Origin of the sequence: Litoribacter ruber (assembly GCF_018500185.1) — a bacterium.
GTDB classification, from domain to species: domain Bacteria; phylum Bacteroidota; class Bacteroidia; order Cytophagales; family Cyclobacteriaceae; genus Litoribacter; species Litoribacter ruber.
Genome location: NZ_JAHBGI010000007.1, coordinates 86,428 through 103,803, shown reverse-complemented (window position 1 = coordinate 103,803; position 17,376 = coordinate 86,428). Strand labels below are relative to the sequence as shown.

Annotated in this window: 15 protein-coding genes; 4 read left to right on the top strand and 11 right to left on the bottom strand. The window is 44.4% G+C overall.

Translation table 11 applies throughout. The annotated features are described in order from the left end of the window. Positions 1-3: 3 nt before the first annotated feature. The 4 genes from KIH41_RS11530 to KIH41_RS11515 all read right to left on the bottom strand — a co-directional run bounded on the left by KIH41_RS11530 (position 4) and on the right by KIH41_RS11515 (position 6,913). Positions 4-933, bottom strand: coding sequence for a DUF6263 family protein (locus tag KIH41_RS11530; RefSeq protein ID WP_214162474.1), 930 nt, complete (start codon positions 931-933; stop codon positions 4-6). Between the two features lie 58 nt (positions 934-991). Beyond that, positions 992-2,875, bottom strand: a complete 1,884-nt coding sequence (locus KIH41_RS11525; protein ID WP_214162473.1) for a DUF389 domain-containing protein — start codon at positions 2,873-2,875, stop codon at positions 992-994. 103 nt (positions 2,876-2,978) lie between these two features. Beyond that, positions 2,979-5,102: a methylmalonyl-CoA mutase gene (gene scpA / locus KIH41_RS11520; RefSeq protein WP_214162472.1), complete on the bottom strand. Its 2,124-nt coding sequence runs from the start codon at positions 5,100-5,102 to the stop codon at positions 2,979-2,981. Beyond that, positions 5,099-6,913 (bottom strand): methylmalonyl-CoA mutase family protein, encoded by a 1,815-nt coding sequence (locus KIH41_RS11515; RefSeq protein WP_214162471.1) that lies wholly within the window; start codon positions 6,911-6,913, stop codon positions 5,099-5,101. Before KIH41_RS11515 ends, scpA begins: the two co-directional genes overlap by 4 nt. Positions 6,914-7,397: 484 nt before the next feature. On the opposite strand from KIH41_RS11515, the gene dnaA reads away from it, so the two are divergent. Further along, entirely contained in the window at positions 7,398-8,834 is a 1,437-nt protein-coding gene (gene dnaA / locus KIH41_RS11510) for a chromosomal replication initiator protein DnaA (RefSeq protein ID WP_213945795.1), read from the top strand. Here dnaA and KIH41_RS11505 read toward each other — a convergent pair. From KIH41_RS11505 to KIH41_RS11480, 6 genes are all read right to left on the bottom strand, one after another. After that, positions 8,831-9,586, bottom strand: coding sequence for a hypothetical protein (locus tag KIH41_RS11505; protein ID WP_214162470.1), 756 nt, complete (start codon positions 9,584-9,586; stop codon positions 8,831-8,833). The genes dnaA and KIH41_RS11505 overlap by 4 nt on opposite strands. Continuing rightward, positions 9,579-10,586, bottom strand: coding sequence for a methylmalonyl Co-A mutase-associated GTPase MeaB (gene meaB / locus KIH41_RS11500; protein WP_214162469.1), 1,008 nt, complete (start codon positions 10,584-10,586; stop codon positions 9,579-9,581). The genes KIH41_RS11505 and meaB overlap by 8 nt, the downstream gene beginning before the upstream one ends. 11 nt (positions 10,587-10,597) lie before the next feature. Next, positions 10,598-11,008 (bottom strand): hypothetical protein, encoded by a 411-nt coding sequence (locus tag KIH41_RS11495; protein WP_214162468.1) that lies wholly within the window; start codon positions 11,006-11,008, stop codon positions 10,598-10,600. 5 nt (positions 11,009-11,013) lie between these two features. After that, the gene (locus tag KIH41_RS11490; RefSeq protein ID WP_214162467.1) at positions 11,014-12,174 is read right to left on the bottom strand and encodes a galactokinase; all 1,161 of its coding nucleotides are present in this window, start codon (positions 12,172-12,174) and stop codon (positions 11,014-11,016) included. Between the two features lie 73 nt (positions 12,175-12,247). After that, entirely contained in the window at positions 12,248-13,927 is a 1,680-nt protein-coding gene (locus KIH41_RS11485; RefSeq protein WP_214162466.1) for a sodium/sugar symporter, read from the bottom strand. A 114-nt stretch (positions 13,928-14,041) separates the two neighbouring features. Next, positions 14,042-15,052, bottom strand: coding sequence for an aldose epimerase family protein (locus KIH41_RS11480; protein WP_214162465.1), 1,011 nt, complete (start codon positions 15,050-15,052; stop codon positions 14,042-14,044). 174 nt (positions 15,053-15,226) lie between these two features. On the opposite strand from KIH41_RS11480, the gene KIH41_RS11475 reads away from it, so the two are divergent. From KIH41_RS11475 to KIH41_RS11465, 3 genes are read left to right on the top strand one after another with little or no spacing between them, the layout of a single operon-like run. Continuing rightward, positions 15,227-15,763 (top strand): CopD family protein, encoded by a 537-nt coding sequence (locus tag KIH41_RS11475; RefSeq protein WP_213945802.1) that lies wholly within the window; start codon positions 15,227-15,229, stop codon positions 15,761-15,763. A gap of 39 nt (positions 15,764-15,802) precedes the next feature. After that, positions 15,803-16,456, top strand: a complete 654-nt coding sequence (locus KIH41_RS11470; protein WP_214162464.1) for an SCO family protein — start codon at positions 15,803-15,805, stop codon at positions 16,454-16,456. Beyond that, on the top strand, positions 16,453-16,890 hold the full coding sequence (locus KIH41_RS11465; RefSeq protein WP_214162463.1) for a c-type cytochrome: 438 nt from the start codon (positions 16,453-16,455) through the stop codon (positions 16,888-16,890). Before KIH41_RS11470 ends, KIH41_RS11465 begins: the two co-directional genes overlap by 4 nt. On the opposite strand, the gene KIH41_RS11460 is transcribed toward KIH41_RS11465, so the two are convergent. Further along, positions 16,887-17,324 carry a hypothetical protein gene (locus tag KIH41_RS11460; protein WP_214162462.1) on the bottom strand — a complete coding sequence of 146 codons (438 nt, stop codon included), beginning with the start codon at positions 17,322-17,324 and terminating at the stop codon, positions 16,887-16,889. The genes KIH41_RS11465 and KIH41_RS11460 overlap by 4 nt on opposite strands. Positions 17,325-17,376 lie beyond the last annotated feature (52 nt).

Genomic DNA, 17,376 nt, shown 5'->3' with positions numbered 1-17,376 from the left:
GCCTCATTTTTTGTTTAATCTTGTTCTGGTCACCGTTTTGATCAAGAGTGGTATCTCAACCGGCTCATCAAAATATTCATTCGGGGGCAAGATCATTACACCAATAATTTCGGATTGTTGATTCGACTCCGTCATTAGACCTGTAGAAAGGTCGACACTGGCGGTTATTTCTTGCGTCCCTTCCATTTTGACTTCATCATTTACATTCTTTTCTAGTCCAGTGAGCTGTGAAGTCCCTGTCAGTTCAGCCAGCCCTCTTCTTACCCTATTCAGTGTCCAAGAAGTTTCCGTCACCACCGGAACGGTGGCAAACTCTTCCCTAGAGCATGTCCACTCCTCTCCTACCTTCACAGGATTTTCCGGATAAATAATCAGGCCTGACAATAAGGATGTCTTAAAATTTTCCTTTCCAAATTGATTGTCCAAACTTGCTTTCAGGCTTTGCTTCTGCGATTCATCCAGCTCTTCAAGCCCAATCATAACGCTATCCATCATCTCATCTACCCCAGCCACATCTAAAACCTCACCGCGGGGACTAATGACCACCTGCACCGGCTGGTTGATCATTTTACGCATCAATTGATTGATAGGATCCTGCATGTTACCCTCACTGCTGAGCACCATTTCCTCTCCCATAGGTCCCTGCACCTCTAAATGAAGATTTCTATACTTAATAGAAAGTCCAATGGTATCTTTGATCACCCTGTCCACCGAAATATCCAAATCGCTCTGAAACAGGTTATGAATAGTCTGGGCCATACCGTCCAGATCCTGCTCAATCACCTGCTGAGAGACAACATTGAGGGAGTATTGCTGCTTGGACTTTAGCTTATAACGGAGCTCGTATTCATCCTCTTGTGCAAAGGCAAAGTCTCCCACTCCCAAAAGAAGTATTAAAAGTATCAGGTTTATTTTATATGACAATTTCATCATTATCAAGTTCAAAATTCTGCCGAAAGATACATTATATTTCAGACTCTCATACTTTCGGTTAAAGAATTATGCCCACAGCAACCTCAAGCTCTATTTCTGCATCCAAGTATCTCTCAATGTCCTCCTTTAGCTGAGCAAGTTCTGTCTCATCCAAAGGAGTATCGGAAACCACCCTTAAACTAATCTTCAAGGGATCAATTGACCGTACATTGACCTCCCTCAGCACTTTACCATCAATCTCATGCCCGCTAAGTTTCTGGATGATCCGGTTTTCTTTTACCATTTGGTTAAAGCCAAAGGCCAGTGGCGCACTAATGGTCATCACGATTATTAGGGAAATCAATAATCCCTTTCGAGCAAGCTTAACCGGGCTGTAGCCCAAAAGCAGAAAGGTAAGAGCAGCGGCCAAAACCATCCCTGCCAAGTTAGTCACTAACAATAAAAATGCCCCGATAAACACGGTAAGATCCATCCAGCCGAGACCTATCCCCGACACGGCCAATGGAGGCACCAAGGCCACGGCAATCGCTACGCCAGCAAGCGTTTTGGCTACTTCCCGTTTGGCATGGGCATAGGCCCCGGCCACACCCGAACCCACAGCTATGCCCAAGTCCAAAAGGTTTGGCCTGATGCGGGAGGTTATTTCATTGTTGTAGACATTAAGCGGAGTCATCCAGGTAATAATCAGCGCACATAGATATCCCAATAGCATCCCGATGATGATGGCTTTCAAGCTCTCCTTGATCAGGGGCTCATTCTGCCTCAACACTCCCATGGAAAGGGATATAATAGGTGACATGAGAGGGGCCAAGATCATCGCCCCGATAATAACAGGACTTGAGTTTCCAAAAAGACCAAAAGTTGCAATTAGTGTGGAAAGCACCATCAGCACCTTGTAACTGGAACTCGCTTTGGCATTTTCCCTCAAAATGGTAAAAAGCCATTTAAATTCCTCCGTACTGGCGTGGTCGATTAATGGCAAGGGGTGCGCCAACAAACCTTCCTTGATTTCCCCTTTGGGCAACTTATGAACCTTGAAAACTTCATTGTTCTTGACTTCGTCAGTTACCAACAAGTGCTTACCAGGGACAATATTTAATATTTTGGGAAGCACTTCCAGCTCAATCCCTTTGGCACTCATCAGCTTATCATCTGCTGAATAGTTGATGGGCTCTGGGCTTTCCAAGATGATCTTGGTTGTTTTGATATGGGACACATGGGGAGGCAATACTTTTGACTTAGCGGTCCTCAAAAAACTTTTGATCCCAAAGTCAATAAGGCCGAAAAGGCTCCTCGGTGCCAAAATCAGCACATGCATCATGCCGTCATTAATAAATGATTCTTCCAAAACCTTTCGGGTAAGCAAGGCACTTTTTCTATGCAAAACCGTAATTACTCCTAAGGCGGCTGTATCAATTTCCTCCCTACCCTCTTTATCATCCTCTACTCTTATGATATAATTTTGGGCCCTCAGGTTTTTGAAAAGTCGAAAAAAGCTTTTTACTTTCTCCCATCGCACTCTCCATTGGGACTCTTCCATGGCCCCTGAAATAAGGCTAATGGATTCGCCGGCTACCAAGGTGTTGAAAACTGGCAGCCCGTTGGCCATCAACACATCAATCTTCATAGTGGTCTCACTTTCTAAGATGTGGTCAAGGGCTTCTGACAGCTTCGAGTCTACACCCATTCCCTGAAGAGCGTTAGGCATGTCTGGATGTGGTAGAAAACCCAAGCACCATCCTTTTTCGATAGCAATGGGAAGAAACTCCTTCAGCTGTGTATCTGAAAGATAAGTTACCACCAGTTCATCTCTTTCAATTTCAATCGTCAGATCGGTCTTGAAAGGGATTTTAAGTTTTAAATGATGCCCAAATGCGGGCAGAATTTTATCTTCAACAGTTTCACTTTCTAATTCATCATATAAGAGCGTGATTTTCTTCATATTAAAAAACTTCTTTAAAACATAAAAATAGCAATTTAAAAAGTATTTAAATTGCTATTTACACCAAATACTGAGCAACCCTACTCAATAAAATCTTTATAATTTACTCCTCCATCAAAGTATTCAGAATCTCAATCGCCGCTTTTGGCAGCACCGTTCCCGGTCCGAAAACAGCTTTTACGCCTGAATCAAAGAGAAAACCATAATCTTTTGGAGGAATGACCCCCCCTGCTACCACCATGATATCTTCACGCCCCAGATCCTTCAAGGCATTGATCAACTGAGGCACCAAAGTCTTGTGCCCTGCGGCCAATGAAGATGCTCCAACAATATGAACATCATTCTCTGCCGCTTGTTGGGCGACTTCCTCGGGCGTCTGAAATAAGGGCCCGATATCCACATCAAATCCAAGGTCTGCAAAACCAGTGGCAATAACTTTTGCTCCTCGATCATGACCATCTTGGCCCATTTTGGCTACCATGATTCTTGGCCGCCTGCCTTCAAGTGTAGCAAACTGGTCAGCCAGCTTCTGGGCTTCCTTGAAATAACTATCATCCTTGGCCTCTCCAGAGTACACCCCTGATATACTTTTGACGGTGGCCTTATGCCTTCCAAATTCTTTTTCCATTGCCATTGATATTTCGCCCAAACTAGCTCTTTTTCTAGCCGCATCTACAGCAAGTGCCAAAAGGTTACCCTCGCCAGACCTAGCCGCCTCGGTAATGGCTTCCAAAGCAACATCTACCTCAGCTTGGTTTCTTTCAGATTTCAATTTCTTCAAACGCTCAATCTGGGACAAGCGCACAGACTCATTATCTACCTCCAACGTATCAAATTCCGCATCATCTTCTGCCTGATATCGGTTTACGCCTACGATCACATCCTTACCGCTGTCGATCCTCGCCTGCTTTTTGGCAGCCGCTTCTTCGATTCTCATTTTGGGTACTCCCGCTTCGATCGCTTTGGCCATGCCGCCCAAACTTTCCACCTCCTCAATCAGCGCCAAAGCCTTTTTGACCAACTGATCGGTCAAATACTCCACATAATAAGACCCGCCCCATGGATCAACCACCTTGGTGATACCTGTTTCATCCTGGAGATACAACTGCGTGTTTCTGGCTATCCTTGCGGAAAAGTCTGTCGGAAGCGCAATCGCCTCATCAAATGAATTGGTGTGCAGAGATTGCGTATGTCCAAGCACAGCTCCCATAGCTTCAACCGTAGTCCTAGCCACATTGTTAAAAGCATCCTGCTCGGTAAGGGACCAGCCGGAAGTTTGGCAGTGGGTACGAAGAGCTAGGGATTTTGGATTTTTGGGATTAAAACGCTTTACCAGCTTGGCCCAGAGCAGCCTTCCTGCCCGCATTTTGGCAATCTCCATGAAGTGGTTCATCCCGATTGCCCAAAAGAATGACAGGCGGGGAGCAAAATTATCTATATCCAAGCCGGCCTCTATCCCGGTTTTCAAATATTCCAGCCCATCCGCCAACGTATAGGCCAACTCAATATCTGCCGAGGCACCGGCTTCCTGCATGTGATAGCCAGAAATTGAAATGGAGTTGAATTTGGGCATATTCTGGCTGGTGTACTCAAAAATATCCCCGATGATCCGCATAGACGGCTGAGGAGGATAGATATAAGTGTTTCGCACCATAAACTCCTTCAAAATATCATTTTGGATGGTCCCAGACAACTGCTCGGGCTTCACACCCTGCTCTTCCGCGGCCACAATGTAGAATGCCAATATCGGCACCACCGCACCGTTCATGGTCATGGACACAGACATCTTGTCCAGCGGAATCTGGTCAAAAAGCACCTTCATGTCCAAAATGGAATCAATGGCTACACCGGCTTTGCCCACATCCCCCTGCACACGTGGATGATCGGAGTCATATCCACGGTGGGTGGCCAGATCAAAGGCCACAGAAAGGCCTTTTTGGCCGGCAGCAAGGTTTCTACGGTAAAAAGCGTTGGATTCTTCAGCGGTAGAAAAACCCGCATACTGCCGAATAGTCCAGGGGCGCATCACATACATCGTGCTATACGGCCCCCTCAAATATGGCGGAAGTCCGGCAGCAAAACTCAAATGCTCTATGGACTGTATGTCACTTGCTTCAAAAATTGGCTTAACTTGAATATTTTCAGCAGTGGTCCACTCCCCTTCCGTCTTAGGTTGGGACTGCGGGATATTATTTGGAGTTAAAAGTTGATTTATATCAGGTCTCATAATTGGGCTTCTTCTAATAATTGGTCAATTGTGGCGATCAAGTCAGTTTTGAGGTGTATGAAATGCTTGACACCCGCAGAAACCAAGTTTTCAATCTGGTTAGCCGGGTATCCTGCCAAGATCAAGATCTTGCCCTCCTCAGCCATGCCTTCACCTATTTTCACTGCCATGGCTTCATAATCCTCATCGGCTCCCACAAGGACCACAAATTTGGAGTTGGCGCTTTTTCCTTTTTCAATTGCACTGGCTGCATCAATACTTACTTCAGCCACCTGGGTATCGAAACCTGCAGTTTGGAAAAAGCCCTGCGAAAAGCCTATTCTTTGCTTGGGGTTGTTTCCCAATGGCAGGATCACCACCTCGATCTGAGCATTTTGGTTTTCAATGACTCTTTGGACTCTTTTCCTCAACTTTACCATTGGATAACTGAATGAGTGAGGTTTCAATTCCTTTTGGCCCTCCTCAATCTCCTGGAATTCAATCTGGATTTTTTCAGCCTGATTCACATATTGGTTCACGCCCACCATTATCTCCTTGCGGGTTGCCATGGAGGCAAATCGGGTTTTACGGGTTTCCTTGATGGCTGTTTGAACGATTCCCTTTTCAAGGCTACTCCACCAGCCACCGTTTTCTTCAGTTTGCTTGACCAGCTTCATCGATTCCGTCAGCAGGGTCGAGGTGAGATTCTCCAAATAATAGGAACCAGCAACTGGGTCCATCACCCTATCAAAATAGCTTTCCTCCTTTAGGATATTGCTGATGTTCCTAGCCATCCGTTTGGAAAAGCCGTCTGCCTCCTGGTAGGTTTGGCTGTGGGGAAAAACCTGCAAAGCATTGCATCCACCAAGTATGGCAGACATGGCCGCAGTTGTATTCCTCAAAAGGTTGTTATAAGGATCTATCGGGCTTTGCGCCCACATACTCGTTTCGGCAAAAACCACAATTGAGGCTGGGTCCAATTCCACTTGGTACAATCCTGCCAAGCGATGCCAAGCAATTCTAAAGGCCCTGAATTTTGCTATTTCCGTAAAATAATTGACGCCCGCAGAAACCCTCAGGAACATATTTTGGAAAACAGTCTCAGCCTCAATACCGGCCTCAGTCAGTTCATCGATCAGGTCTATGGCTTGACTTATACCAAAACCAATTTCCTGAACCGCATGTCCGCCACTGTTATGATATAAGCTAGCATCGATCCCCGCGCCTTTAAAATTGGGATATGCAGCTGTGATTTCAAATATATTTTTAAGTGATGAGCTGTATTCAATTTTGTCATGTTGGAGGGAGACGGCCTTTTGGAAATCATTAAAAATCACCCCTCCATTAAGTTCCGACACCCGAAGGCCTTTGCTTTCAAACCATTCCAGGAAGGCCGAGACTATGCTCGGGCTAACAGAAGAGGAAAGTTTCAACCAGATCTGAATGTATTGCGGCAGGACATCTCTCAACAACGCCTTGAAATCCGTATCGGCGCCAATTTCAAGTACCAATGCATCTACTCCATTATCCAGCACGGATTGGATTTCCTTATTGCCTTCCTGAAGATTAGAGGTCTTGATGGCCGCCACATTGCCCCAGATCCTGGGCGACTCACCTGGTATGGCGGAAGGAGCACTCAATTTATTCTGGTACCCTTTAAGCCAATCCACGCCAGAGAGATCCTCCTGGGTATAAAAAGGAAAAACTGAAAAGCCCTCTATCGCGCGGCTAATCAGCTTCTTTTCAAAATCATCGCCCTTTAGGTCTTTAGTGGCTTGCTCTATCCATTCCTGTTTGCTTACAGGAGAAAATTCTTCAAATAATTTAGTCATCTTGGTTTATTGCTAGACAAAAATCGCTGTTCTCAAAAATAACCCTTTCCCGCATCAAAACCCATTTAGTAGGAAGCAAACTTTTCCAGCAACAATCCTTAACCAAACTTGGTAGCCGAACAAATTACTTTATTAAATCTGATGGATAAAAAAATATTTTAAAATAACTGATATTTTACACCAAAAATTGGTCAATATTATTCCAATCCATTTTTTCACCCCTTAAATCCTAAAACCCAGGTTAGGATATCCGTTTGGTTAAAAAAAATTTCACTTTATTACCGTGATCAAAACTGTAAAATCCCAAGGAAATAACGATTCAAATATCGCTTCGCCAAAGAAACCCTCTTTAGGAATGAGATTCGGCAATTAAATGAAAAGTCAAGATGAATTGGATTTTTTATTTAAATATATTTTTCCCAAATTTGATGCCCTTCGAATAGGGAATTGCAGTACACAAAAGTTTTCTAGTAATTAATAATCAATGAGTTCAGAGGCTAAAGCAGTTTGGAATGAGTGCTTGCGGGTAATTGAAGAGCATGTCAATGAGCAGAGCTTTTCTACGTGGTTTAAGCCCATCAACCCTGTTAGGTTGGATGGCTCAATCCTGACTATACAAGTTCCCAGCCAATTCTTCTACGAATGGTTGGAGGACAATTATGTCCAAGTGCTTAAGCTTGCCATCAAGACCATCCTCGGACCCAATGGTAGACTAGAATACGCAGTGGTGGTTGACCGCGGCAACTCGCAAAATCAGCCTTATGTGGTTAGCTATCCGCAAGGAAATGTGGCGGCTGCGACCAAGAAAAAGGCTGCCATGGCCACGGCGGAAAAAGAGGAAAGCAAAAGTCCATTTCAAATGGATTCCCTTGCCAGTGACCAACTACTCCAATCCCACCTGAATCCAAATTACACGTTCAACACTTATATAGAAGGTGACTGTAATAGGCTTGCTAGATCTGCAGGATACGCTGTAGCCACCAAGCCAGGGGTGACTTCGTTCAACCCACTTATGGTATATGGCGGTGTAGGTTTGGGAAAAACTCACTTGGTGCAAGCCATCGGCAACGAAATAAAGAACGGCCCTGAGGAGAAGTTTGTGCTTTATGTTTCTTCCGAAAAGTTTGTGAACCAGTTCATGGACTCAATCAAGGATGGAAACGTCAAGAGCTTTACCAATTTCTATATGCAGGTAGACGTACTCATCATCGATGATATTCAGTTTTTGGCTGGAAAGGACAGGACCCAGGAGATGTTTTTCCACATCTTCAACCACCTTCACCAGAGCAAGAAGCAGATTATCATGACCTCGGATTGTCCTCCAAAAGACCTGAAAGGCTTAGAGGAAAGACTTCTTTCCAGATTTAAATGGGGCTTGACGGCTGACCTGCACATGCCTGATTTTGAAACCAGGGTGGCCATTATCAAAAGAAAAATGCAGTCTGAGGGGATTTTCATTCCTGACGATGTGATAGAATATTTGGCGTACACCGTAGATACCAACGTACGTGAACTTGAAGGCGTGCTGATTTCCTTGATCGCGCATGCCAGCCTTAGCCGGGTGGACATTGATCTAGGCCTTGCCAAAAACATCATGAAAAATATCGTAAAAGATATTGAGACTGAGGTAGGGATTGATTTTATCCAAAAGACCGTATCAGATTATTACGGTATCAAATTGGAAGACCTGAAGGCCAAAACCCGAAAAAAAGAAATTGTGACAGCCAGACAGGTGGCCATGTATTTCTCCAAAGAATTCACCAACCATTCCCTGAAGTCAATTGGCTATCATTTTGGTGGAAGGGATCATAGCACGGTAATTCACGCCGTGCAAACGGTCAACGACCTGATGGAAACCGATACAGCATTTAGAAATGCGGTGAATGACCAAAGGAAGAAATTTAAAATGAGATCTTATTAATTCTGTGTCAGAATTATTCCATCAAGCTCTTCTAAAGGAAAAGTGATTTCAGTTGCTCCCATTTCAATAGGACAGATTTCATAATAGTTGTAAAAAAGCACGAAATCTGCTCCTCTATATCCCATGGAAAAAGGTAGAAAAAACCTTGTTCCCTCTAGGAAAAACCTGCCATCTTCAGCCAGTGAAACTTCCTCAGCCACCGCATGGTGTCTCCTAAATTTTCGCTCGGCTTTTTCCAGCAAGACAGCCTCATCCAGCACTATTTCATCCCTTAACAACAAAGTGCCGTCTTCTAAATCAAAATTTAGAAACATCAAGTGATTGCTGGGCTGATCATGACCAATCAGGGAGGTATTGACAAACTCCATACTGAGCAGCCTATCATTTTGGAAAGAAACCTGCCCTTCCACATCCACAGACCATAAGGTGGTATCCCCAGACTGTTCAAAGAGGGAAAAATAATGCTCTACAGCCTCGTCTAGAGTAGCGTAATCATCGAAAACGCCAAACTGCAAATACATCTTCAATTGTTCTTCAATGTGGGCGTTGAGATTGCGGGAGAGGGGGTGAGACTCGTCAAAGTATGGGTATAAAAAGGATACTTTGGCGCATTTATCCCCATCACAGTTCTCTTTATCATAACGCGTCAGTTCATAGAGTAATTCGGTCTGCTCTTCGGTTTTGGCCGCTTCGCAGGCTATAAACAGACAAATGACAGAAATAAGTGAAATATTTCTGAAGCATTTAATCATTCGGAATATCTTTTAGAAAATAATCCACCAAGTATCTTGCCACAGATATGGAGCTCATTTCTCCGTTTTTGATCTTGGGCAGCATATCTATTAGCCCTGCTTTTACTTCTTTCTGCTGGAAAAATCGGCTTTCCAACAGGTAGCGTACATGCTCATCAAACCAATTGACACGCTGATTGGATCTGTTTTCTTCAAAAAATCCATTGGCCTGCATGGCTGTTTTGTATTCTTGGACCATGGCCCAAATGTCAGCCAGCCCATCTTTAGATACAGCCGAACATATCTTGACCTGAGGCCTCCACCCATTGTCGTTGAGAGGAAAAAGGTGGAGGGCGTTGTTATATTCTCTTTTTGCTTTTTTGGAAGCTTCTATATTGTCACCATCGGCCTTGGTAATGGCAATGGCATCTGCTATCTCAATAATGCCTTTTTTGATACCCTGCAATTCATCGCCTGCCCCTGAAAGCATCAAAAGAAGGAAAAAGTCCACCATGCCTTTTACCATGATTTCAGACTGCCCCACTCCCACCGTCTCGATGAAGATCACATTGAAACCTGCTGCTTCGCAAAGAAGCATGGACTCCCTTGTTTTGGCGCTTACACCACCCAAGGCGGCCCCCGCAGGAGTCGGGCGGATAAATGCATTTGAATTGTGTGAAAGCTCCTCCATACGGGTCTTATCACCCAATATGCTCCCCTTCGTCTTCTGGCTGCTGGGGTCTATGGCCAAAACCGCCAATTTGTTTCCCTGATCCACCACCAACTTCCCAAAGCTTTCAATAAAAGTACTTTTCCCCACCCCCGGCACTCCCGTGATTCCTATCCGCAGGGAATTGCCCGTATGGGGCATGATTCGGTTGACGACCTCCTCGGCGAGATGCTGGTCAGATGCTAGGGAGCTTTCCACAAGCGTGATCGCTCGGCTTAAAACCACCCTGTTGCCAGCCAGGATCCCCTCCACATATTCTTCAACTGATAATCTGTTCTTTCTTTTTACCAATGTCCAAAAATTTATCTTTGACGAAACGGGTATCTTTTCAGGCTTACTTCTCCCATGGCACTTTTCTCATACATGCCAATGCAGGCTTGCTGGTATTCTTCGGGAAAATAAGGTGCCGCAGGAGCCAACTCACTGGGGTAATTTTCAGTAGCGTTGAAGAAAAAAACTTTGGTATTGCCATACTTGGTATGGGGCATGAAATTGCCATAATCCTCCATTTCATTCCATAGGGTGTCGGAAGTTGCTACAGCATATACCCTCACAATTGGGCCAGTGTTGTTTTCATTTCTGTACATCGCCACTTCCTTGTAATCCCCTCTGAGGTCTTGAACGCCAGGCTGAGTAAAGGTATCCTTGGCAATCCATAAAACCACCACCCCGACTACCAAGATCAAAATGTAAAATATAGATTTAGTCTTCATCAGTTTTAAATTAAGCGTGTCCCCTCATCAATTTTGACCACATAAGTCTTCAAAGTAATCCCAAAAGCGTTTTCATATACTACTTTGAGTTCTTCCTCAAACTTAGCCACCTTATCCTTTTCCACCAAATTTAGCGTACAGCCTCCAAAGCCTCCTCCCATCATCCGGCTTCCCAGCACATAACCCAGCTTTTTTGTCTCTTCTACCAGTAGATCCAACTCTTGGCAGCTGACTTCATAGAGTTGGGAAAGCCCTTCATGGGAGGCATACATCAATTGGCCAAGATGGTTGAAATCATCCCGTTCCAAAACCTCGCAGGCCTTCAAAACGCGTGCGTTCTCCATCACCACATATTTACACCTCTTATAAACTTTTTGATCAAATTCAGCTTCATGGGTTTCAAGCATATCCAAATCTACATCCCGAAGACTGTTTATGGCTGGAAAATACTTTTTCAACAGCTCAACACCCTCTTCACATTCTTTTCTTCGCTGATTGTATGCAGAATCTGCCAGGGAATGCTTTACTTGGGTATCACAAAGGATCAAAGCATGCTCATCCAGCTTGAGGGGGAAAAGGCTGTAATCCAAAGACCGGCAATCCAAGCGAATGACATGACCCTCTTTTCCCAACACTGAGGCAAATTGATCCATAATCCCGCATTGTACACCGGCAAACGTATGCTCGGCAAGCTGACCGATTTTGACCAGGTCGACCTTTTCCAAGCCCAACTCAAAGAGCTCATTCAACCCCAAAGCTATACCACATTCCAAGGCTGCCGAGCTGGAAAGACCAGCCCCAATCGGAATATTGCCTCCAAAAACACAATCGAAACCCTTAACCTCCAAGCCGTTTTTCTGAAGCTGGTCCACAACACCCATCAAATAATTCGCCCAGCCGGAAGACTGAGGAGCGAAATCATTTAGGTTAAATTTAAATTCCTCTTCAAAATCCAGCGAGTATAACCTACATTCCTGCAAACCGTTTTCAGCAATGGCCAAAACCATGGCTTTGTCTATTGCTGCCGGAAGGACGAAGCCCTCATTGTAGTCGGTATGCTCTCCTATCAGGTTGATCCTTCCAGGAGCATTTACCACTATGGGAGTAGTGATATATTTTTCCTTAAAAGTACGTGCGACTTTTTCCTCAAATATTGTTTTCTTCATTCTAACCCTAAATTTAGAAAAAATGGGCTTCCTTTCAGAAAGCCCATTCAAATCCTTTTACATCTTAATCAAATTACCAGAACAAGCCATACAGCATGGTCAGCAGCAACAATATTATTATGGATGAAATATTGAATGCAGGGCTGGTGGCAAAAAGGCTCTTGGTAAGAGGAATGCCTTTTTCGTGGTTTTGACCCTTATTTTCGATCAAACTGATAATCACCATCACAATCATGGTAAGCACCCAAGTCCACATCATTTGGTTCATAAATGGCAACACCACAAACAAAGGGCTGTCGGACCACTCATTTGGTCCAACTTTAAAGTAAGCGGCAATCGGCATGGAAATTAGCACCCCCCAGATTGCGGCGTTGTTGGTGGTTTTCTTCCAGAATAATCCCATCATGAATACCGCCAAGATACCCGGGCTGACAATGCCAGTATATTCCTGGATGTACTGGAATACCTGGCCAAGATTCTGAAGCTGAGGTGCCAAAATAACGGCAATCACAAGCGCCAAACTCGCCGAAAGTCTACCCACTGTCACCAATTTTTTCTCCGAACCGCCTTTTTTTGCAAAAAACGGCTTGTAGATATCCATGGTAAAAATGGTCGCCGTGGAGTTCAACATAGAGGCAAGTGAAGATACAATCGCTGCTGCTAGAGCTGCCAACACTAAACCTTTTAATCCTACTGGCACAAAGGAGGTGATCAGCCATGGGGCTGCGTTGTCATTGATCACACGGCCTGTGGCACTGAAAAAGGATGGGTCAGCGGAAGCAGCGGTGATGTTTCCAGCAGAATCTGAATTCATCACAAAGGCGATGATTCCAGGCAATACAACAATGATAGGAATGATAAGCTTTAAGAAGGCCGCTAAAACAATCCCTTTTTGAGCTTCTCCAAGGCTTTTTGCAGCCAAAGTTCTCTGTATGATATATTGGTTGAAACCCCAATAATAAAGGTTTGCAACCCACATTCCACCTAGCAAGACGGCCAGCCCCGGAAGATCCCACCAGGCATCTCTGCCGTCAGGGGTGATGATTTCACCTTTGGAAAGAATCATCGAAAACTTCTGCGGTACTTGCTCATAGACCATTTTCATCCCGGCAAAAATCCCTTCTCCCTCGGCCAAATAGTGAAGCGCAAAACCAGTGGTAATCAAACCACCAATCACTAGCAGGACAACTTGGATCACATCTGTCCAAGCCACTGCCGAAAGTCCCCCATAAAGAGAATAGGCTGCAGCAAAAAGCGCTAAGCCTATTATACTATAATAAAATAAACCACCGTCACCGGCACCCATAATGGTGTCCAATGCTGTGGCCCCCAAATACAATACGGAAGTAAGGTTGACAAAAATGAAAAGGGCTATCCAGAAGATCGCCAAGATAGTTTTTAAGTTGGTACTATAGCGCTTTTCAATAAATTCTGGAATAGTATAAAGTCCTTTATTGATGAAAATGGGAAGGAAAAACTTACCCACGATAATCAAAGTTAGGGCGGCCATCCACTCATAGGAGGCAATCGCCAGCCCTATGGCAAATCCGGAACCTGACATTCCGATAAACTGCTCTGCAGAAATGTTGGCGGCAATCAAGGAGGCTCCAATAGCCCACCAAGGCAGGGTTTTACCCGCCAAAAAGTAATCCTCGGAGGTCTGCCCCTTTCCTCGGGAGACATAAAGTCCTATACTTATGATAACCAAACCGTAAATTATAAATACAGCTTGGTCAATCCATGAAAATTCCATAACAAAAGGTTAAACAGGTTTTAATATTAGGGCTGAAATTAAAACAATAACTTCAAAAATCCCTTAATACCTTTTATAAGTTATGAATATGCAGAGACTTTTTTTGATTTTGACCTATTCTAGAGTCGAAAATTTATAAACACATGTTTCCCTATACACCTCCCTTTTCTCCAATACTGTACTTGGAAAGTAGGAATGATTTGGGCTATCTGGAAAATGTTGGGTTTCCAAGCAGAAAGCACTGTGCTTGGGATAGGTTTTCCCACCTTTTCCCTTCACTCTTCCATCCAAAAAATTGGAGGTGTAAAACTGAATTCCGGGCTGTGTGGTGAACACTTCCATTTTGATCCCAGATCTCTCCGACCATATGCCTGCCGCATATTCCAACAGGCCGGGCTCAGGCCTGTTAAGCACCCAATTGTGGTCGTAGCCTTTCCCAAATTTAAGTTGCACATGGTCATCCTTGATCCTCTCTCCTATGACCCTGGGAGAATGAAAATCAAAAGGACTGTCTTTTACCAATGTAATCTCCCCAGTTGGAATTTGGGTTTCGTCCACTGGGGTAAAGGCGTTGGCATTGATTTCCAATTGGTGATCCAAAACATCTCCCTCGCCAGCTCCATTTAGGTTAAAGAATGAATGGTGACTGAGGTTGACAACAGTTTTCTGGTCAGTGGTGGCCTCATAATCAATCCGAAAGGCATCTTCCTCTGTGAGTGTGTACACCATGTTGACCTCAAGGTTACCAGGAAAACCTTCTTCCCCATCCGCTGATAAATACCGAAACGCCACATGCTCGGTATCTGCACTCAGTACTTCCCAATCGGCATGGTGAAACCCCTTCGCACCACCATGGAGGGAGTTTGGCCCATTATTTTGGTCCAACGTAAATTCTTCTCCATCCAGAGTGAACTTCCCCTTCGCAATCCTGTTTGCAAATCGTCCTATCACCGCCCCAAAATAGGCTTCGCTGCTTTTTTTATAATCCTGCAAATCATCAAACCCCAACACGACGTCCAAAAGCTGCCCTTCTTTATCAGGAGCCAGTAATTTGACCACCCGCCCCCCGTAATTGGTGACGTGTATTTCCATTCCGTTGGAGTTTTTCAGTTTGTATAGGTTCATGCGCTTATAGGTTTTGATTTAAAGTAAAAATATGATTTTGGCAACTTCAGCCTGACAAGTTGCCAATTTCATAAAGTTAAAAACCCAACCCGTCAAAAATGTTTTGCCCAGTGGAATTTGAGAAGTAACTTTGTTGACAATTAAAACATTGCAATTTACCCAACCCCAGTATACATGGCTTTTGAGTACCTGAAGGCACTTCATATAATTTTTATCGTCACCTGGTTTGCAGGTTTATTCTATATAGTCCGCCTATTTATCTATCAAGTGGAAGCCCTGGAAAAGCCTGAGGTCGAAAGAAACATCCTCAAGCCCCAATTGGACCTGATGGCCAAAAGGCTTTGGATGGGCATTACTTGGCCTTCTGCTATCCTAACTTTGATCTTCGGTTTCTGGGTACTCTCGTACCGCTGGGGCTATACCCAATTACCGTTTATGCATGCCAAGCTCACCTTTGTGGCTCTTTTATACATGTATCACCTCATTTGCCACCGCATATATAAACAGCTTCAGAATGGCGTGGTCAAATGGACCAGCAACCAGCTCAGGCTATGGAATGAAGCGGCAACTGTTTTGCTATTTGCAATTGTTTTCCTGATTGTGCTGAAAAATCTTACGGATATGGTTTGGGGACTGGTGGGCCTTGTGGCTTTGAGTGGCTTGCTTATGGCCGGAATCTGGATCTACAAAAGGATTCGAGAGAGGAACTAATAGCTTTCGCCCCTTGTATCTTATAAAAATATTGAATCAATGAAATTACGTCATATCTGTTCTCTGGCCATCATTCTGGTCCCTTTTCTTAACTCTTGCGGACCCATGAATGGTCAAAGTGACGAGCTTCCGATTTTGGGACACCGCTATGCTGAGGAAAGAACGGTGGATGGAGAAACAAAAACGGATACGGTTTACCACCAGATCGCTGATTTTTCATTTCAAAACCAGGATGGCGAAACCGTCACTAACGAAACGGTGAAGGGCAAGGTCTACGTAGCCGACTTTTTCTTTACCAGCTGCCCTACCATTTGCCCTGTGATGAAATCAGAAATGCTGAGAGTTTATGAAAGGTTTGGCGACCAGCCTGGTTTTAAGATTTTAAGCCACAGCATCGATCCCACATTTGATACAGTTGCCTTATTAAAGGATTACTCAGCCCGCCTTGGTGTGGAAGACGCCTCCACATGGCATTTTCTTACTGGTGATCAGGAAAAGATTTTTGAAATCGGACAGACCAGCTACATGACCACCGCCATGGAAGATAAAGACGAGCCAGGAGGATTTCTTCACTCAGGCGCTTTTGTACTGGTGGATCAGAATGGCCATATCAGAGGGGTGTATGACGGCACCAAAAGTGATCAGGTAGACAAACTAATGAATGACATCCCAAAATTGCTAAGCAATTCATGAATGTAATAAAAATTATTGCCCTAGCCATCTTGGGAACGGTTTCACTCGCTTGCGAATCGGAAAAAAGCACCTCATCCATTTCCCACATCAAGGACACCAAAACCAAGCAGTATGCCATCGAGGGCAAAACCCTGTATGAGCAAAACTGCTCAAACTGCCATCAATCCGACGGTACTGGTTTGGGTAGGGTTATCCCACCACTGGCCCAAGCTGACTTCATGCTGGAAGATCAGGGCAGAACTGCCCGGCTGATCCGATATGGTATAAAAGGAGAAATCACCGTGAACGGTGTGCAATATAACCAAAACATGCCAGCCAACACTCAGCTCACTCCAATCGAAATTGCCCAGATCATGACCTATATCTACAATGTATGGGGCAATGATGAGGGATTGGTTAGCGCCTCAGATGTGGAAAAATTTTTGGCGGATTAACTCCCAACTTCGGCCTCGGCCCTAGCCAAAGCTTCTTTTATCTGGCGATTTACCTCCTGCACTTTTTCTCTTTGCTCAAGTAGGTAGGTTTCCTCTTCCTCAGACTCTATATCATCTGGACGGAATTGTCTCATCCAAACAAACATTCCATCATAAGCCTGGTTGAGTTCATCGACGATACTGGCTTTGTGAGCGATCTCCTCTGAATGGCCCGCAGAATCTAAAGCTACAAGGCTATCTTTTTGGGAGGTTACGCGTTTTTCCAAGTTTTTCAATCGGCCCATTTGAGGCATTACCTCATCATGGATGGCGATAACTTCCTCTTTCAGGTCCGAATGATCCTCGGATTCACTTACGGAAGTCTTTCCATCACATGAAAAACATCCAATGATTAGAAGTAAAAGCAGGATTCGGGTTGAAAATTTGCAAAGCATGGCTAATAGGCTAGTGAATTGGCAAAATTCCTAAAAAAATACCTCAATAAAA